We start from the raw sequence: 17,316 nt of genomic DNA, 5'->3' as shown, positions 1-17,316 counted from the left end.
CTTGGCAGGTGGAGTGAGTGCTGCGCCCCCGAATCCCGGGACCCCGTCCCCCGGTCGTCCGACCCCGAGCACGGTGCGCGTCGTCGTCGCCGTGATCGCCCTGGCAGTCGGTGGCTTCGCCATCGGCACCACCGAGTTCGTCACGATGGGCGTGCTTCCCGACATCGCCGACGGCGTCGGCGTCGACATCCCCTCGGCCGGTCACGTCATCTCCTTCTACGCCCTCGGGGTCGTCGTCGGCGCCCCGGTGATCGCGGCGCTGAGTGCCCGCCTGCCGCGCCGGGCGTTGCTGGTCGGCCTGATGACCGCCTTCCTCGTGGGCAACGCGCTGTCCGCCCTCGCCCCGGGATACCGCACCCTGCTGGTCGCCCGGTTCCTGAGCGGCCTGCCGCACGGCGCCTACTTCGGGGCCGCGTCCCTCGTCGCCGCGTCGCTCGTGGCCCCGCGCCTGCGCGGACGGGCGGTCAGCTCGGTGATGCTGGGCCTGGCGGCGGCGATGCTCACCGGTGTCCCTGCGGCCACCTGGCTCGGGCAGCAGTTCGGCTGGCGCTCGGCGTACTGGGCGGTGGTCGTCCTGGCGGCCGCCACCGTCGCCGCCGTGCTCGCGGTCGTCCCGTCGTCGCCCGGACGGCCCGAGGCCACGGTCCGGGGGGAGCTCACTGCGCTCCGGCGGCCGCAGGTCCTCCTGACGCTGGTGGTCGGCATCGTCGGCTTCGGTGGGATGTTCGCCCTCTACAGCTACATCGCCCCGGTCATCACCGACGTCGCCGGGCTCTCGCGCGGCACGGTGCCCCTGGTCCTGCTGGTCTACGGCGCCGGCGGCGTGCTGGGGACGGCGCTCGGCGGGCGGCTGGCCGACCTGGCGCTCTTCCGTTCGCTCGTCGGGGCCCTGATCTCCCTCGGCGTCCTGCTCGCCCTCGTGGCCCTCACCGCATCCTCGCCCGGGGCGCTCGTCGTCGGCGTCTTCCTGGTCTCGGTAGGCGCCTCCGTGCTGGCCGTCTGCCTGCAGATGCGGCTCATGGAGACCGCGGGTGAGGCGCAGATGCTCGGCGCGGCCCTCAACCACTCCGCGCTGAACCTGGCCAATGCGCTGGGTGCTTGGCTCGGCGGCCTGGTGATCGCCGCCGGCCTCGGGTACCGGGCGCCCAGTGTGGTCGGTGCCGGGCTGGCTGTGGCCGGATTGATCCCCCTGGCCTTCTCCGCGGTGCTGCGTCGACGGGAGGACCGGGCCGCCGCCACCGCGGCCGGCGCACCCGCGGCGGCCCGCGTCCCCGTCGGCTGAGCCGCTCCTCTGCAACCACCCTGCAACGTTGCCCCATGCCGCGCGGGTCGGCCGGACGTGCTGGTCAGCCCGGTATTCCGGGACTTTCGGCCCGTCCGGCCGGCTGAGCGGGCCGATAGGGATCACGGAGCCTGGCCTAACCGTGGCCTGGGAGTACAGACTCCGCCCTGGACTCCGGAAGTGACCGGGGCCACACCTCAGAGCGGAGGGCGAATGACCGAGCGTGCGGGGTCATGGAGGAGCAGGGCACCCTGGGCCGCGGGGGCGACGAGCACCGGCGAGGACCTCTCGTGACCCGGATCTCCGTGCGGGTCGACGGCGCGTCCTACAGCGACGACGTCGAACCACGGACACTCCTCGTCCACTACCTGCGTGAGCAGCTCGGCAAGGTGGGCACCGTCGTCGGCTGCGACACCAGCAACTGCGGCGCCTGCACCGTCCACCTCGACGGCGAGGCCGTGAAGAGCTGCACCGTCTTCGCCGTCCAGGCCGACGGCAGCGAGGTGACGACCATCGAGGGCATCTCGGAGAACGGCAGCCTCCACCCGGTGCAGAAGGCCTTCCACGAGATGCACGGACTCCAGTGCGGGTTCTGCACGCCGGGGATGATCATGGCCTCCATCGACCTGCTGAAGGACAACCCGGCGCCCAGCGAGGACGAGGTCCGCGAGGGCATCGAGGGCAATCTCTGCCGGTGTACCGGCTACCAGAACATCGTCCGCGCGGTGCAGCAGGCAGCAGCGGAGATGAGCGGCAGCGCCTCCAGCGACACCACCTCCAGCGACAGCGCCTCCAGCGGTGAGGCGGCCGGCAACGGGCACGTCTCGCCGGCCGTCGTCGACACCGCGGCTGCTCCCCACGTGGTGGTGCAGTCGTGACCCTCGCAGAGGAGCCGACCACGGCCACCCCCGAGAAGGAGATCGGCAAGGCGCGCCGCCGCAAGGAGGACGCCCGGCTGATCACCGGCCGCACGACCTGGACCGACAACATGGTGCTGCCCGGGATGCTGCACCTCGCCGTCGTCCGCAGCCCCGTCGCGCACGCGAAGATCACGAACGTCGACCTCAGTGCGGCCCGGGAGGCGCCGGGCGTCGTCGCCGTCTTCAGCGGACAGGACTTCAAGGAGGAGCAGGGCTCCATCCCCTGCGCCTGGCCGGTCACCCCGGACATGGTCAACCCCGGGCACCCCTCGGTGGCCGTCGACGAGGTCAACCACGTCGGCGAGGCCGTCGCCGTCATCGTGGGGCGCACGAAGAGCGCCGCGCAGGACGCCGTCGAGCTCGTCGACGTCGATTACGACCTGCTGCCGCCGGTGCTGGACATGGAGCAGGCCGTGGCCCAGGGAACCGGCCTCTGCCACGACCACCTGGAGTCGAACGAGAGCTTCACCTTCGTCTTCGACGCCGGGGACGCCGGCACGGGCGTGGACACCGAGCAGGCGTTCGCCGACGCCGACGTCGTCGTCAGCCGCCGGTTCGTCCAGCAGCGGCTCATCCCGGCGTTCATGGAACCGCGCTCGGTCGTGGTCCAGCCGCAGGGCGACAACTACACCCTGTGGTCCTCCACGCAGGTCCCGCACATCCTGCGGGTGATGCTGGCGATGGTGACCGGCGTCCCGGAGCACAAGCTGCGGGTGGTCGCGCCCGACGTGGGCGGCGGCTTCGGGGGCAAGCTGCAGGTCACGCCCGAGGAGGTGCTCAGCCTCCTCGTCGCCCGGCGCCTGGGGAAGCCGGTCAAGTGGACCGAGACGCGCAGCGAGTCGCTGATGTCGGCCCACCACGGCCGCGACCAGATCCAGTACATCGACATCGCCGCCGACCGCGAGGGCAACGTGAAGGGGCTGCGCTGCCGCATCCTCGCCGACATGGGCGCCTATCTGCGCCTGGTCACCCCGGGTGTGCCGGTGCTGGGCGCGTTCATGTTCACCGGCATCTACAAGTTCCCGGCCTACCGCTTCGAGTGCCGCGGAATCTTCACCAACAAGGTGCCCACCGACGCCTACCGCGGCGCCGGTCGGCCCGAGGCGACGTTCGCCGTCGAACGGATCATGGACGAGCTCGCCGTCGAGCTGGGCATGGATCCGCTGGAGCTGCGCCGCAAGAACTGGATCAACGCCGAGGAGTTCCCGTTCACCACCGTGGCCGGGCTGGAGTACGACAGCGGCGACTACGAGACTGCTACCCGGCAGGCCCTCGAGCTGATCGGCTACGCCGAGCTGCGCGAGGAGCAGCGCCGTCGCCGGGAGTCGGGTGACCCGGTGCAGCTCGGCATCGGCTTCTCCACCTTCACCGAGATGTGCGGGCTGGCGCCCTCGCGAGTGCTGGGGTCGCTCTCCTACGGGGCGGGCGGCTGGGAGAACGCGTCCATCCGGATGCTGCCGACCGGCAAGGTCGAGGTGGTCACCGGCTCCACGCCGCACGGTCAGGGGCACGAGACGGCGTGGAGCCAGCTCGTCGCCGACTCCCTCGGTGTGCCGTTCGAGGACGTCGAGGTGCTGCACGGCGACACCTCCGTCTCCCCGCGCGGCCTGGACACCTACGGTTCCCGCTCGCTGGTCGTCGGCGGAGCGGCGGTCATGAAGGCGGCGGACAAGGTGGTCGCGAAGGCCCGCCGGGTCGCCGCCCACATGCTCGAGGCCGACGAGGACGACCTCGAGTTCTCCGGCGGCACCTTCTCGGTGCGGGGCACCCCGGGCACCGGGCTGTCCATCCAGGAGATAGCGCTGGCCACCTTCGCGGCGCACAACTTCCCCGAGGGCATGGAACCGTCGATCGACGCCGAGGCGACCTTCGACCCGGTGAACTTCTCCTTCCCCCACGGCACGCACATCTGCGCCATGGAGGTCGACACCGAGACGGGCATGGTGAAGATCCGCAAGTACGCGTCGGTGGACGACGTCGGGGTGGTCGTGAACCCGCTGATCGTCGAGGGACAGGTGCACGGCGGCCTCGCCCAGGGCATCGCGCAGGCGCTGTACGAGGAGGCGGTGTACGACGCCGACGGCAACCTCACGACCGGCACGTTCGTCGACTACCTGGTGCCCTCGGCCGCGGACCTGCCGCACTTCGACACCGGCAACACCGTCCATGCCGCACCGGGGAACCCGATCGGCGCCAAGGGGGTCGGCGAGGCCGGCTGCATCGCCAGCACCCCCGCCGTGGTGAACGCGGCACTCGACGCCGTCCGGCACCTGGGCGTGTCGGACATCCTCATGCCGCTCACGCCGGAACGGGTCTGGCGGGCCATCCACCAGGGCGGGGACGGCGGGGGTCGCGCCACCGCGGGCACCGTCGCGTGGGGCGGGGCCTCGACCGAGACCACCACGGGCGTGTCCACCGACGAGTCCTCGCTGGGAGGCGACCGATGATTCCCGCACCGTTCGCCTACGCCCGCCCGACGACGGTCGACGAGGCGCTGGAGGCCGTCGCCTCCGGTGGGGAGGACGTGAAGATCCTCGCCGGCGGGCAGTCGCTCATCCCGGTCATGCGGCTGCGGCTGGCCGCCCCCGAGACCGTCGTCGACCTGACCAGGGTCGCCGAGCTGCGGGGGGTCCGCGAGGAGGAGGACGCGATCGTCATCGGCGCGATGACGACGCACTCCGACGTCCTCTCCGACCCGCTGATCGCCCGGTACGCGCCGCTCATCGCCGAGGCGACGGGGACGGTCGCCGACCGGCAGGTGCGGCACCGGGGCACCTTCGGCGGCGCCCTGGCGCACGCCGACCCGGCCGGTGACCTGCCGGCGGTGGCACTGGCCCTGGACGCGGAGTTCGTGATCGCCGGGCTCCAGGGTCGGCGGACCGTCCCCGCGACGGAGTTCTTCGTCGACTACCTGACCACCGCGCTCGAGGAGGGGGAGCTGCTCGTCGAGGTCCGCGTCCCGAAGCTCGGGGGCACCTGGGGCATGCGCTACGAGAAGTTCAACCGGGTGGCGCAGGCCTGGTCGATCGTCGCGGTGGCCGCGGTGGTCCGCCGGGAGGAGGGACGGATCGCCGAGGCGCGCATCGGGCTGACCAACATGGGCCCGACGCCGTTGCGCGCGCACGCGGTGGAGGCGGCGCTGGTCGACGTCGAGGCGACCGGCGAGGCGGTCGCCGCGGCTGCCGAGCACGCGGCGGAGGGCACCAGCCCGAGCAGCGATCTCAACGCCCAGGCCGACTACCGGCAGCACCTCGCCACCGTGCTCACGCGCCGTGCGGTGACGGTGGCCGCCGGGCTGTAGTTTCCAGAAGGACCCCGTTCTCCCCACCCCTCGCACGCTCGGGGCGGTGCCCTGAACGGGGCCGCAGGGTCCGTAACCGTCCGTACCGGCCGGCCCCCCCACTCCTGGGCGGGCCGGCCGGTGCGCACCCTCCAGGAGGTCAGCCCGTGCAACTGGAGAACTCGTTCACCGTGCCCGTTCCCGTCGACGAGGCCTGGCGGGTGCTCCTCGACATCGAGCGCATCGCGCCGTGCATGCCCGGGGCGGCGCTCGATTCGGTCGCCGGCGACGACTTCACCGGGCGGGTGAAGGTCAAGCTCGGGCCGATCAACCTGACCTACCAGGGCAAGGCCTCCTTCGTCGAGAAGGACGAGGCCGCACACACCGCCGTCATCGACGCCAAGGGCAAGGACCAGCGCGGCAACGGCACCGCCGCCGCGACGGTGACGGCGAAACTGCAGGCGGAGGGCTCCATCACGCGCGTCGACGTGCTGACCGACCTCAACATCACCGGTCGCCCCGCGCAGTTCGGCCGCGGCGTCATGACCGACGTGGGCAACAAGCTGCTCGGCCAGTTCGCCGACAAGCTGGCGGCCCAGCTCGGCCAGGGTGACGCCCAGGGTGATGCCGCCCGGGCGAAGACCGCGGCGCAGAAGGCAGCGGCGACGGCGACCGGCGCGGTCGAGGAGATCGCCGCCTCTGCGGAGCAGGCCGCCGGCGACGGTGCAGCCGGCAAGGCCGTGAAGAAGGCGGCCGCGGGGACGAAGAAGGCCGCAGCCGCGGCCACGGACAAGGTCAGCGTCACCAGCGCGGTCGAGGCGGACACGAACACCTCGGCCGAGAAGGCCGCGCCCACCGAGGCAGCTCCGCAGAGGACCGCGAAGGCAGCCCCGGCCAAGGCGTCCCCGGCGAAGGGAGCCCCGGCAAAGGCAGCGCCGGCAAAGGCGTCCCCGGCAAAGGCAGCCCCCGCCGAGACCTCTCCCATCACGGCCGTGCCCGCACCGGGAGACCGGATCCCGGCCTCGTCCGAGAGCGCCGCCGCCGCCAACGCTCCGACCGCGAAGGCACCGAGCGGCCCGCCGAGCGGACCCACCGCACCGCCGCGGAAGGCCGCCTCTGGCGGCCCGGTGCGCACCGTGCCCTCCGCCGGTCCCAGCGTGGTGACGCGCCCGCAGGAGGAGCCCGAACCCATCGACCTGCTCGAGGTCGCCGGCGGTGCGGCCATGGCGCGGTACGCGGCTCCGGCCGCGGGGGTGGCCGGTGCCGTTCTGCTGATCGCCCTGCTGGTGCGGCGCCGCCGTCGCCGGCGGGGCTGACCTCCCGCAGGTCGATCAGCGCAGCGGCTCGCAGATCGCTGGCCGGCGCTGCTCGTGTGCGTCCGCACGGGCTTACTCCTCGACCGGGCGGGATGCGCGGTCGTAGAGGTCTGATCTGCCGGTATCGGTGGGTCAGACATCCCGAAGCTGTCAGACCCGGCCCGTGGATCCGCTCATGCGTTCGAGGGTGGTGGTTTCGGCGTCGGGGTGACGGTCACCTCGCTGGACGTCGAGCCGTAGCCCGTCCGTCGCCGAGGTAACCCGGAACCCGTTCTCAGGAAGCGGTGAGCTCGCCGAGCCAGGACATCGCGGCGGCGGCGACGACCGCGACGTTCTTCTTGAGGGAGTGGTCGCCGGGGACGGCGTAGACCGATGCGCCCTTCTGCCCGTCGAGGACAGCGGCCACCTCCTCCGGGCTCCCGAAGGCATCGGTCTCACCCTGCACGACGACCAGCGGGACGGGGACGGCGGTCAGCTCGGCGGCTCGGCTCTTCTCCGGTCTGCCGGGAGGGTGGAGCGGGAACGCCAGCGCCAGTACGCCGTCGGCGCCGTGCTCAGCCGCCGTACGGCAGGCGACCCGCGCCCCCGCGCTGCGGCCTCCGAGCACGAGCGGGCCGCTGAGCACGTCGTCGGCGCGGAGCCGCTCGAGCACCGCGCGCCAGCCCTCGTCGAGCTTGGGCGGTGCCGCCGCGATCCGCTTGCCGGCCACCCGCCACGGCTGCTCCACGCGTACGACGCGCCAACCGGCCCCCGCGGCCTCCGACGTGACCCCGACCAGGTCCACCGACTCGACCCCGCCCCCGGCGCCGTGGCCCAGGACGAGGGTGCCGCTGCTCCCCCTGCCGTCCGTGACGTGCGCCCTGGCCGGGCCCAGGGGGGTGTCGATCTCGCGGAGCTCGCTCACGCCGGGAGGGCGAGCAGACCGTCGACGGCACCGGCAAGGTCGGGCGCGAGGACGTGCGGCGCCTCGAAGGCCGCGGGATAGGCCTGTTCCACGCGGGGGAACCAGGCCCCGGTCAGCCCCGCTCGCTGCGCGCCGAGCACGTCCCAGCCGTGCGCGGCCACCAGGGCCATCCGGTCCGGGGCGACGCCGCACCGCCCGGCAGCCCAGAGGTAGACCTCGCGCGCAGGCTTCCACGCCCGGATGGTCTCGCTGGAGAGGGAATACTCCACCAGCGAGGTGATGCCGCCCCGGGTCAGGCCGGCCTCGGCCACGCCGGGGGAGCCGTGCGTCAGGGTGATCACCCGGATCCCGGCCTCGGTCAGCCGGCGCATCGCCGGTTCGACGTCGGGGTGCGGGGTGAGCTCGCCGAAGGCGTCGGCGATGGTCGCGCGGCGGGCCGGATCCAGGTCGGTCTCCTGGGCGAGCGCGTCGTCGAACGCCTCCCGGAACCGGCACCAGCCACCGGTCATGCTCGTGGCGAACCCGATGAGCAGGGTGCGGCCGAAGACGGGGCGCAACAGCTCGCCCGGGCGGCCGGCCTCGATCAGCGCCGCGCGGACGGGTGCCAGGTCGAGCAGCGTCTCGTTGACGTCGAAGGCGACGACCTCGGGGCGGACGCGAGTCATGGCAGTCGGTCGGCCGCGGGCTCGGCGTCGTCGGCACCCCGCCCCGTGGCCCGCGCTCGCCGGTGCCGGCGGACGTCCTTGGCCCGCTTGTAGACCAGGTAGCCGATGCCGAGCGCGACGGCGGCGACGAGCGCGTAGTCCAGGTACTTGAGGTTGTCGCGCACGAAGTCGCCGGCCGCTACCCCCAGGCCGATGAGCAGGGTGTTCCAGATCAGGCTGCCCGCGGCGGTGAAGACCAGGAACTGGCCGAACGGCATCCGCACGACACCGGCCGGCACCGAGATGAAGCTCCGCACGATCGGCACCATGCGACCGAAGAACACCGCGGACCGCCCGTGCCGTTCGAACCACGCGAAGGTCTTGTCGACGTCCGCGGTCTCCACCAGCGGAAGCCGGTCGAGGAATGCGTGCGAGCGACGCGGGCCCAGCGCCAGGCCGACGTAGTAGAAGAAGATCGCGCCGAGGATCGAGCCCAGGGTGGCGAAGAGAACCACCGGGACGACGGACATCCGACCCTCGTTGATGAGCACACCGGCCAGCCCGAGCACCGCCTCGCTGGGGATCGGCGGGATGACGGTCTCGGCCAGGATGCTGAGGCCGACCCCGACCGCGCCGAGCCTGTCGACCAGGTCCAGCAGGAAGCCCGTAATCCCGCCCTCGTCGGATGCAGCGGCGGCGAGGAGTGACATGGGCTCCACGGTATCGGCGGGTCCCGTCAGCCGCTGCGCTGCACAGCGAGGGCGCCACTGGATTCGGAATGCATGCACCGGCTCACCGCCCGCGCCGGCGTCGTGGGGGACCGTGCCGGCACCGTCGTCCCGGACGTCGTGGTCGACGTGGACGGCGGCACGATCCGCTGGGTGGGGCCGGCCGCCGAGGCCCCGCCCGCAGACGACGCCGAGCTCGTCGAGCTGTCCGGCGTCCTGTGCCGGGGCTGGTGAACATCCACTTCCACGCGCCGATGGTGCTGTTCCGGGGGCAGGGTGACGGCCTGCCCGGCGAGCAACGCCAAGCTGGCCAGCGGGGTCGCCCCGCTGCGCGCCATGCTCGGCCGGGGTATGCGGGTGGGGACCGACGGCCCGGCGTCCAACGACGGAGCCGACCTGCGGGTGGACACGTCCCTCGCCCGGCTGGCCGGGCGCTCGGTGACGGCGCTGACCGCCGCCGAAGCGAGCTGACTGGCCACCGGCGCAGCGGCCGAGGCGATCGGCCGGCCGGACCTGGGACAGCTCGAGGCGGGCCGGCGGGCCGACCTGGTGCACGTCGACAGCAGGAGCCTGGTCCTCCAGCCGGTGGGGGACCCCTCCGACGTGCTCGCCCACCTGGTGTGGTCGGGCTCGGGGCAGCACGTCCGGGACGTCCGGGTCGGCGGCCGCCAGGTGGTCCGGGACTCCGCGTCCACCACCGTGGACACCGACGCCCTCCGGCGGGACGTCGCCGCCCGGCTCTCAGCTCGCTGCCCCTTCTTCAACCGAGAGGTTGACCACACGGCGGGCGTCGCTCTAACCTCTTTTTCAACCGAAAGGTTGAGTACGAGGAGGAAGAACGTGGCGGCAGATCCGCTCTCCCGGGTGTTCTCGGCGCTGGCCGACCCCACCCGGCGGGACATCGTGGCGCGGCTCGCGGTCGGTGACGCCACGGTCAACGAGCTCGCCGCGCCCTACGACGTGACGGTTCAGGCCGTCTCGAAGCACCTCAAGGTGCTGGAGGACGCCGGCCTGGTGAGCCGGAGCCGCGAGGCCCAGCGCCGCCCGGTGCACCTCGAGGCGAATGTCTTCGACCTGATGACCAAGTGGATCGAGCGCTACCGGCGTCAGGCCGAGGAGCGCTACCGCCGGCTGGACGACGTCCTGCGCTCCATGCCGGACGCCGCAACGCAGCACCCCGCCCGATCACCTCAGGAAGGAACGCCGTCATGACCGGCACCGGCAACCAGACGCGGCACCACGAGACCCAGATCGTCGCCGACCCCGACGTCCCGCTCGTGCGGATCACCCGCGAGTTCGACGCTCCGCGGAAGTTGGTCTTCCGCGCCCACACCGACCCCGAGCTGGTCGCGCAGTGGATGGGCCCGAACAGCACGCAGAACCGCATCGACCACTGGGACTGCCGCACCGGCGGCTCCTGGCGCCACGTGTCGATCCAGGAGGGCCAGGAGTACGGCTTCTACGGCAGCTTCCACGAGGTGCGGCCCGACGAGCTGATCGTGCAGACCTTCACCTTGGAGGGGATGCCCGACGGCGTCGCCCTGGAGAAGCTGGTCCTCGAGGACCTCGGCGACGGCCGCACCCGGCTGACCGCGACGTCGCTGGTCGACTCCTTCGCCGACCGGGACGCCTTCGTGGCCAGCGGCATGGAGGTCGGCGTCAACGAGGGCTACGAGAAGCTCGACGAGCTGCTCGCGCGCGGCTGACCCGATCCGCGAGATCTGCGCACCGGTGGTCCGCAGCCCTGACGGCCACCACCGTGCAGATCTCGCGCGTCGCGGTCAGGGGCGGAGCGAGATGGTGTCGCCGCGCTGGACCGGGCGCAGCTCACCGGGCAGTTGTCGCCGGCCGACCTCGACCAGGAAGTCGCCGAGCGGGGACTTGAACCGGTCGTAGTCGTCGTAGTGGACCGGCACGGTGACCGGCGGCTTCAGCAGCTCCACGAGGTCCGCGCCCTGACGCGCGTCCATGGTGACGGTCAAGCCCAGTGCCTTGGTCCCGCCCAGATGCGGGATCACGACGTCCAGTGGCCCGCAGCGCTCCAGGACCTCGCCGAGGAAGGGCCGATAGAGGGTGTCGCCGGAGATGTAGCCACGCCAGGTCACCTCCGACCCCGCGACGCCACCTCGGATCAGCTCCAGCACGCTGCCCATCACCGGCGGGAGGAGTTTGGCGAGCGGGCCAGGGCCGTGGACGCCGGGGACCGAGGTGATCCGCAGGATGTCGGTGCCCCGGGTGAACTCGTGCGTCTGCCACGGCTTCAGATCCGCGGTCGCGGCGAACCCCCGGCGCTTCAGCCGCTTGGCCGCGTCCTCCGTGGTGACGACGGGCGTCGTCTTGTCCAGTCGCGCGGTGGCGATCCGGTCCCAGTGGTCGCCGTGCATGTGCGACAGCAGGATGCCGTCGAGCGCCGGCAGCTGCGTCGGCTGCAGCGCGGGGTCGGTCAGCCGCTTGGTCCACAGTCCGTTGCCGAGGTAGGCGCGCTGCCCCCGGTGCAGGAAGTTGGGATCGGTGAGCAGCGTGAACGCGCCGATGCGCAGCAGCATCGTCGCGGTTCCGCCGAAGGTCATCGTCACGTCGTCCGCAGGCTCGGCCATGCGGCGGCGCATACCCGCGGACGAACCCGTCCGACACCGCGAGATCTGCACACTCGTGGCCATCGGCCCCTGATCGCCACGACCGTGCAGATCTCGTGGGCACGGCTGCGTCGGCTGGTAGACAAGGGCGCGTGTCAGCACGCTCCATCGACGAGTCCTTCCTCGCCCTGCCGCTGTCCGCGCTCACCGACGCCGCGCTCACCCGGGCCGTGGACCTGGGCTGCGAGCACGCCGACATCCGGGTGGAGCGGATCCGCACGCAGCTGATCAGCCTGCGCGACGCCCGCCCGGAGGCCTTCAGCGACGCCGAGGACCTCGGGCTGGCCGTCCGGGTGGTGCACGAGGGCACCTGGGGTTTCGCCGCCGGCGTCGTCCTGACCGCGGCCGAGGCCGTCCGGCTGGCCGAGGAGGCCGTCGCCGTGGCACAGGTCTCCGCGTCGATCAACACCGATCACGTCGAGCTCGCTCCCGAACCGGTGTACCGCGACGCGGTGTGGGTCTCCGACTACGACCTCGACCCGTTCGACGTGCCGGACGCGGAGAAGTCGGGCCTGCTGACCGACCTCTCCGAGCAGCTGCTGGCCGCCGACGGCGTCGAGCACGTCGAGACGCGCTGCATGCACGTGAAGGAGCAGAAGTACTACGCGGACACCGCCGGCACCCGCACCCGCCAGCAGCGGGTCCGCATCCAGCCGGAGTTCACCGCACTGACCGTCGACCGGGCGACCGGCTCGTTCGAGAGCATGCGCACGCTCGCCCCGCCGGTGGGCCGCGGGTGGGAGTACCTGACCGGCACCGGCTGGGACTGGCGCGCCGAGCTGGCCGAGATCCCCGAGCTGCTCCGCGAGAAGACGAAGGCACCGTCGGTCCGGGCCGGCCGGCACGACCTCGTCGTCGACCCCTCCAACCTGTGGCTGACCATCCACGAGTCGATCGGGCACGCCACCGAGCTCGACCGAGCGCTGGGCTACGAGGCGGCCTACGCGGGCACGTCGTTCGCCACCGTCGACAAGCTCGGGACCCTGCGGTACGGCTCCCCGCTGATGAACGTGACCGGCGACCGGACCGCGACGCACGGGCTGTCGACGGTCGGCTGGGACGACGAAGGCGTCGCCGGCCAGGAGTGGGACATCGTGAAGGACGGCGTCCTGGTCGGCTACCAGATCGACCGGAACATGGCCCGGCTGCGCGGCCTGCCACGCTCCAACGGGTGCGCCTTCGCCGACTCGCCGGGCCACGTGCCGGTGCAGCGGATGGCCAACGTCTCCCTGCGCCCCGACCCGGCCGGCCCGTCGACGGAGGAGCTCATCGCGGGCGTCGAGCACGGCATCTACGTCGTCGGCGACAAGAGCTGGTCGATCGACATGCAGCGCTACAACTTCCAGTTCACCGGCCAGCGGTTCTACCGGATCGAGGGTGGCCGGCTCGCCGGGCAGGTGCGCGACGTCGCCTACCAGGCGACGACGACGGACTTCTGGGGATCGATGTCGGTGGTCGGCGGCCCGCAGACCTACGTGCTGGGCGGCGCGATGAACTGCGGCAAGGCCCAGCCCGGCCAGACCGCACCGGTCAGCCACGGCTGCCCCACGGCGCTGTTCGAAGGCGTGAACATCCTCAACACCGTCCAGGAGGCCGGTCGATGACCCCGCAGGACCTGGTCGAGCAGGCGCTGGCGAAGTCGACGGTCGACGACCAGATCACCTTCGTCGTCGAGAGCTCCGAGGCCAACCTCCGCTGGGCGGCCAACAGCCTCACGACCAATGGCGCGATGCGCTCCCGCCGCATGGTCGTCATCTCCTTCGTCGACGGCGGTGCCGGCATGGCCGCCGGGACGGTGACCCGCACCGGGACGCCGGACGTCGCCGAGCTGGTCGCGGCGAGCGAGCAGGCCGCCCGCGACGCGGGCCCCGCGGAGGACGCGGTCCCGCTGATCAGCGACGTGCCGCCCGGGAACGGTGACTGGGACGCCCCCGCGGCCGAGACCTCGATCGGGGTGTTCGCGGAGTTCGCCCCCGACCTCGGGCAGGCCTTCGGCGAGGCCCGCGACCGCGACGAGCTGCTCTTCGGGTTCGCCGAGCACCAGATGGCGACGACGTACCTCGGCAGCACGACCGGCCTGCGGCTGCGGCACGACCAGCCCACCGGCCGGGTGGAGCTCAACGGCAAGAGCCCGGACTTCAGCCGGTCGGTGTGGGCGGGCGTCGGGACGCGCGACTTCCGGGACGTCTCGGTGGCCGACCTCGCCGCCGACGTCCGCCGCAAGATGGAGTGGTCGCGGCGTCGCGTGGAGCTGCCCGCCGGACGGTACGAGACGCTGCTGCCGCCGTCGGCCGTCAGCGACCTGATGATCTACCTCTACTGGACGATGGAGGCGCGGGACGCCGACGAGGGCCGCAACGTCTTCGCCCGGCCCGGCGGCGGCAACCGGGTGGGGGAGCGGCTGGCGGCGCTGCCCTTGACGCTGCGCAGCGACCCGCACGCGCCGGGCCTGGAGACCGCGCCGTTCCAGGTGGTGAGGGCCTCGTCCGGCTCGGCCTCGGTGTTCGACAACGGCATGGCCAGCCCGGCGGTGAACTGGATCGAGGACGGCGTCCTCGCGAACCTGATCCGCCCCCGCGCGTGGGCCCTGCGCACCACGGCGCCGGCGACCGCGTCCCTGGACAACCTGCTTCTCGAGGACCCGAACGCCACCGCCACGCAGGAGGAGATGCTGGCGGCGACCGATCGCGGCCTGCTCCTCACCACGCTGTGGTACATCCGCGAGGTCGATCCGCAGACCCTGCTCCTCACCGGACTGACCCGGGACGGCGTCTTCCTCGTGGAGAACGGCGAGGTGACCGGGGCGGTGAACAACTTCCGGTTCAACGAGTCGCCGGTCGACCTGCTGGGGCGGGCGGTCGAGGCGGGCCGGACCGAGCGCACGCTGCCGCGCGAGTGGAACGACTGGTTCACCCGGTGCGCGATGCCGCCGCTGCGAGTGCCGGACTTCAACATGAGCAGCGTCAGTCCGGCCAGCTGACGGGGCCGGGAAGAGGAAGCGGACCGCCGACGGACCCCTTCCGTCACACCCGTCACCGGAGCGAATCCGACCCCGTGCAGTTGCGACAACCGTCGTGCCTGACCGTGGTGAGTAATGACGGCGACGAGGCGTGCTCGGCTCAATACGCTGAGTTCTGGGAGGAGCGACACGCCTCCTCCCGACGTGGAACGCGATGCCGGCGCCAGGATCCAGGACCGCTCGGATCCTGCCGATATCCCGTTCAGTTCATCCGCTACGTGCACACGGGTCCTGGCTTCGTGCGGGACTGTCGAGGGGAGGACTCCGTGAGCCGGAGTCGCAAGCCGTCCGTCTTCCAGGTGGGCAAGGTCCGGGACGACGGCCGTACGGTCGTCGTCTCCGGCTGGGGTCTGGGGCTCTGCGCCTCCGGCTGTGCCTGCCACCGTCATCCCGTTGCCGGGCACCTCGCCATCGCGGAGGACCAGGCCGGCGGCCGGCTCGGCCTGGCGAGCTTCAGCGAGGACGGCTGCGACTGCTGCGAGCCGTGGACCGCCGAGGAGCTCTCGGCCATCCTGCGCGACCTCGACACCGTTGCCGGCCTGCAGGCGCAGGAGCCGCTCGCCGGCTGACAAGAGGACCCCGTCCTCCCCGCCCTCCGCGGGCTTCGGGCGGGCCCCGGGACGGGGCCGCCTGCCCCCACCGCTCGCACTGGGCCCCTGCGACGGGGCCGATGGCGGACGACCAGGTGCGCCCTGGACGCATTCCGAGAGGAATGCGTCCAGGGCGCATCGTGCGTTTCGGCGCACGGCCCACCGCGTTCCGGAAGGGGCGAGTGGGCTCCGTGGGGTGGATGTGACGGGCGGGGACGCACCGCCGGAGGGGCCAGCGCGCCTTCCACAACCTGCGGACGCAGAGTCCTTACGGTCCGTCATGAGCGCATGGAACGGCCCTCTTCCCGGGTCCGGCGCGAGCACACGGAGGCCGACGGTGCAGTCCACCCGCACGGCGGATCGGCGCCGCAGCCGCGCCGTCCTCGCCCTGACCGGAGCGCTGGTCGCCGCCGCCACGGGCGTCCTCGTGCCCTCCACGGCCGCGGCCGACCCCACCACCTCCGCGCACGCGCAGGCACTCGTCCAGGAGGCCGCCCAGCAGCTGACCGCCATCGACGAGCAGGTGCACGAGGCCGAGCTCATCGTCGCCGCCCAGCAGCAGGCCGCCGCCGACGCCGCCGCCCAGGCCGCAGCCACGCGTGCGGCGCTGGACATCTACGCGCCGCAGATCCGCGCCATCGCCCAGGCCGGCTTCACGGCGGAGAACCAGTCCCGGGTGGCCGCGTTCCTCACGAGCGACTCCGCCGCCGAGCTGGTCCAGCGGATGACGACGCTGGACGTCATCGCGGCGCACACGAACACGGTCATCACCGATGTCGCCGCGGCCCAGGCAGTCGCCCAGCAGGCCCAGGCGGCGGCGGACCAGGCGGCGGCGACGGCACAGGCCGGCCTGGAGCAGCTCCACGCGCAGAAGGCCGAGGTCCAGAAGAAGGTCGCCGCGTACCAGGCCGACTTCGCCCGGCTGTCGGCCGCGGAGCAGGCCGCCGTCACCACCGCCGTGGCCGGCCGCGCGCTGCAGGCGCCGAGGGACCTGCCGATGCCTCCCGGCGCCGCGGGCGCGGCGATCCAGGCCGCCCTCGCGCAGGTCGGGGACCCCTACCAGCACGCGGCCTCCGGACCGGACGCCTTCGACTGCTCGGGCCTGACGTCCTACGCCTACGCCGCCGCCGGCATCGCGCTCCCGCACTCCAGCCGCGCGCAGTCGACGCTGGGGACCCAGGTGTCGCGGTCGGAGTTGCAGGCCGGTGACCTCGTCTTCTTCTACACGCCGATCAGCCACGTGGGCCTCTACATCGGCAACGGGATGATGGTGCACGCCCGCACCTACGGGTCCCCCGTCGCCGTCACCAGCGTCGACCAGCGCGGCTTCCGGTTCGGCGTCCGCCTCGGCTGATATGTGAGGTCGCCTGTCAAGAGGGCGTGGCGGGGCGCCGCCGGGGCTGGCTGCTCTGGCGGCGCCTCGTTTTTGTGCTGGCTTGAGTCGGCGTGGTGACGGGGTGGGCGTGTCGGTGCGACGCGCGGTCGATGCTGATATGCGCGGGTTGGTCACCGCAGGACGGCGTTCGGCAGGGGCGCTTCGGCGTGTCTGAGGTCGAGCGTCACGTCGTCGATCCGTGTGGTGGGTCGACGGCGTGGCTCACAGCCGAATCGCCGGTCAGGCCCCTCGCGCTGCTGCCCGTCGGTGGCCTACTCGAGCCAGGTCTGTGGTGGATGGTGTTCGGTCGGGTTGCTTCCGCTCCGCTGCCCTGCGGCGTCGCCCGCAGCCGGGGTCAAGGCTGGCCGCAGGCCACCCGAAGGGCTTGGCCTTGACTTCGGCGAGGACGGCGCCAGGCATCTGGCGGGGCGGGAGCAAGCTCCGGTGCCTCCGGTGGTCAGGTGTCGGGCAGGGTGGCCAGGGACCAGCACCAGCCGGCCAGTTCGCGGGCGATGGCCACGCAGGCAACGGTGTGCTTCTTGTGGTGCGCGGCGAGCCGGGTCCAGCGGTCGTGCAGGCGTTGGTTGCCGGCATGCCCTCGGGCCTGGGCGGCCGCGGGTGC

The 17,316-nt window shown here is 72.6% G+C and carries 17 protein-coding genes; 13 read left to right on the top strand and 4 right to left on the bottom strand.

Annotated elements, in window-relative coordinates; genetic code table 11:
• Positions 1 to 73: 73 nt before the first annotated feature.
• The 5 genes from CHB94_RS16895 (at position 74) to CHB94_RS16875 (ending at position 6,798) form a co-directional block, all read left to right on the top strand.
• A complete protein-coding gene (locus CHB94_RS16895) occupies positions 74 to 1,282 on the top strand; it encodes an MFS transporter (protein ID WP_254920714.1) in 1,209 nt (402 codons plus the stop codon).
• A gap of 290 nt (positions 1,283 to 1,572) precedes the next feature.
• Positions 1,573 to 2,160: a (2Fe-2S)-binding protein gene (locus CHB94_RS16890; RefSeq protein ID WP_303395990.1), complete on the top strand. Its 588-nt coding sequence runs from the start codon at positions 1,573 to 1,575 to the stop codon at positions 2,158 to 2,160.
• Positions 2,157 to 4,649, top strand: a complete 2,493-nt coding sequence (locus CHB94_RS16885) for a xanthine dehydrogenase family protein molybdopterin-binding subunit (RefSeq protein WP_089337733.1) — start codon at positions 2,157 to 2,159, stop codon at positions 4,647 to 4,649. The genes CHB94_RS16890 and CHB94_RS16885 overlap by 4 nt, the downstream gene beginning before the upstream one ends.
• Positions 4,646 to 5,503, top strand: coding sequence for an FAD binding domain-containing protein (locus tag CHB94_RS16880; protein WP_089337732.1), 858 nt, complete (start codon positions 4,646 to 4,648; stop codon positions 5,501 to 5,503). Before CHB94_RS16885 ends, CHB94_RS16880 begins: the two co-directional genes overlap by 4 nt.
• 146 nt (positions 5,504 to 5,649) lie before the next feature.
• Positions 5,650 to 6,798, top strand: coding sequence for an SRPBCC family protein (locus CHB94_RS16875; protein ID WP_089337731.1), 1,149 nt, complete (start codon positions 5,650 to 5,652; stop codon positions 6,796 to 6,798).
• Between the two features lie 274 nt (positions 6,799 to 7,072).
• Here the strand turns inward: CHB94_RS16875 and CHB94_RS16870 are convergent, their stop codons facing one another.
• Genes CHB94_RS16870 through CHB94_RS16860 form a run of 3 tightly spaced genes read right to left on the bottom strand, consistent with a single transcriptional unit; the run spans position 7,073 to position 9,056 of the window.
• Positions 7,073 to 7,702 (bottom strand): alpha/beta hydrolase family protein, encoded by a 630-nt coding sequence (locus CHB94_RS16870; protein ID WP_089337730.1) that lies wholly within the window; start codon positions 7,700 to 7,702, stop codon positions 7,073 to 7,075.
• Positions 7,699 to 8,367: an HAD-IA family hydrolase gene (locus CHB94_RS16865; RefSeq protein ID WP_089337729.1), complete on the bottom strand. Its 669-nt coding sequence runs from the start codon at positions 8,365 to 8,367 to the stop codon at positions 7,699 to 7,701. Before CHB94_RS16865 ends, CHB94_RS16870 begins: the two co-directional genes overlap by 4 nt.
• Positions 8,364 to 9,056 (bottom strand): DedA family protein, encoded by a 693-nt coding sequence (locus tag CHB94_RS16860; RefSeq protein ID WP_089337728.1) that lies wholly within the window; start codon positions 9,054 to 9,056, stop codon positions 8,364 to 8,366. Before CHB94_RS16860 ends, CHB94_RS16865 begins: the two co-directional genes overlap by 4 nt.
• Positions 9,057 to 9,128: 72 nt before the next feature.
• On the opposite strand from CHB94_RS16860, the gene CHB94_RS26265 reads away from it, so the two are divergent.
• From CHB94_RS26265 to CHB94_RS16845, 4 genes are all read left to right on the top strand, one after another.
• Positions 9,129 to 9,308 (top strand): hypothetical protein, encoded by a 180-nt coding sequence (locus CHB94_RS26265; RefSeq protein WP_254920713.1) that lies wholly within the window; start codon positions 9,129 to 9,131, stop codon positions 9,306 to 9,308.
• 42 nt (positions 9,309 to 9,350) lie between these two features.
• A complete protein-coding gene (locus CHB94_RS26260; RefSeq protein WP_254920722.1) occupies positions 9,351 to 9,545 on the top strand; it encodes a hypothetical protein in 195 nt (64 codons plus the stop codon).
• Between the two features lie 114 nt (positions 9,546 to 9,659).
• Entirely contained in the window at positions 9,660 to 10,286 is a 627-nt protein-coding gene (locus CHB94_RS26590; RefSeq protein WP_303395989.1) for an ArsR/SmtB family transcription factor, read from the top strand.
• Positions 10,283 to 10,780 (top strand): SRPBCC family protein, encoded by a 498-nt coding sequence (locus CHB94_RS16845; protein WP_089337727.1) that lies wholly within the window; start codon positions 10,283 to 10,285, stop codon positions 10,778 to 10,780. Before CHB94_RS26590 ends, CHB94_RS16845 begins: the two co-directional genes overlap by 4 nt.
• A gap of 75 nt (positions 10,781 to 10,855) precedes the next feature.
• Here the strand turns inward: CHB94_RS16845 and CHB94_RS16840 are convergent, their stop codons facing one another.
• Positions 10,856 to 11,671: an MBL fold metallo-hydrolase gene (locus tag CHB94_RS16840; RefSeq protein ID WP_089337806.1), complete on the bottom strand. Its 816-nt coding sequence runs from the start codon at positions 11,669 to 11,671 to the stop codon at positions 10,856 to 10,858.
• Between the two features lie 131 nt (positions 11,672 to 11,802).
• Between CHB94_RS16840 and CHB94_RS16835 the strand changes: the two genes are divergently transcribed.
• From CHB94_RS16835 to CHB94_RS16820, 4 genes are all read left to right on the top strand, one after another.
• Positions 11,803 to 13,314 carry a TldD/PmbA family protein gene (locus CHB94_RS16835; RefSeq protein ID WP_176445604.1) on the top strand — a complete coding sequence of 504 codons (1,512 nt, stop codon included), beginning with the start codon at positions 11,803 to 11,805 and terminating at the stop codon, positions 13,312 to 13,314.
• Complete coding sequence (locus CHB94_RS16830) at positions 13,311 to 14,690, top strand: metallopeptidase TldD-related protein (protein ID WP_089337726.1); 1,380 nt, start codon at positions 13,311 to 13,313, stop codon at positions 14,688 to 14,690. The genes CHB94_RS16835 and CHB94_RS16830 overlap by 4 nt, the downstream gene beginning before the upstream one ends.
• A gap of 305 nt (positions 14,691 to 14,995) precedes the next feature.
• On the top strand, positions 14,996 to 15,298 hold the full coding sequence (locus CHB94_RS16825) for a hypothetical protein (RefSeq protein WP_089337725.1): 303 nt from the start codon (positions 14,996 to 14,998) through the stop codon (positions 15,296 to 15,298).
• Positions 15,299 to 15,656: 358 nt separating this feature from the next.
• Positions 15,657 to 16,673, top strand: a complete 1,017-nt coding sequence (locus CHB94_RS16820; RefSeq protein WP_254920712.1) for a C40 family peptidase — start codon at positions 15,657 to 15,659, stop codon at positions 16,671 to 16,673.
• The last annotated feature ends 643 nt before the right edge of the window (positions 16,674 to 17,316 follow it).

It is taken from the genome of Blastococcus mobilis, from assembly GCF_900188025.1.
GTDB lineage: Bacteria > Actinomycetota > Actinomycetes > Mycobacteriales > Geodermatophilaceae > Blastococcus_B > Blastococcus_B mobilis.
Note: the sequence above shows the minus strand (reverse complement) of the source record. Positions and strands in the feature narration are given on the sequence as shown.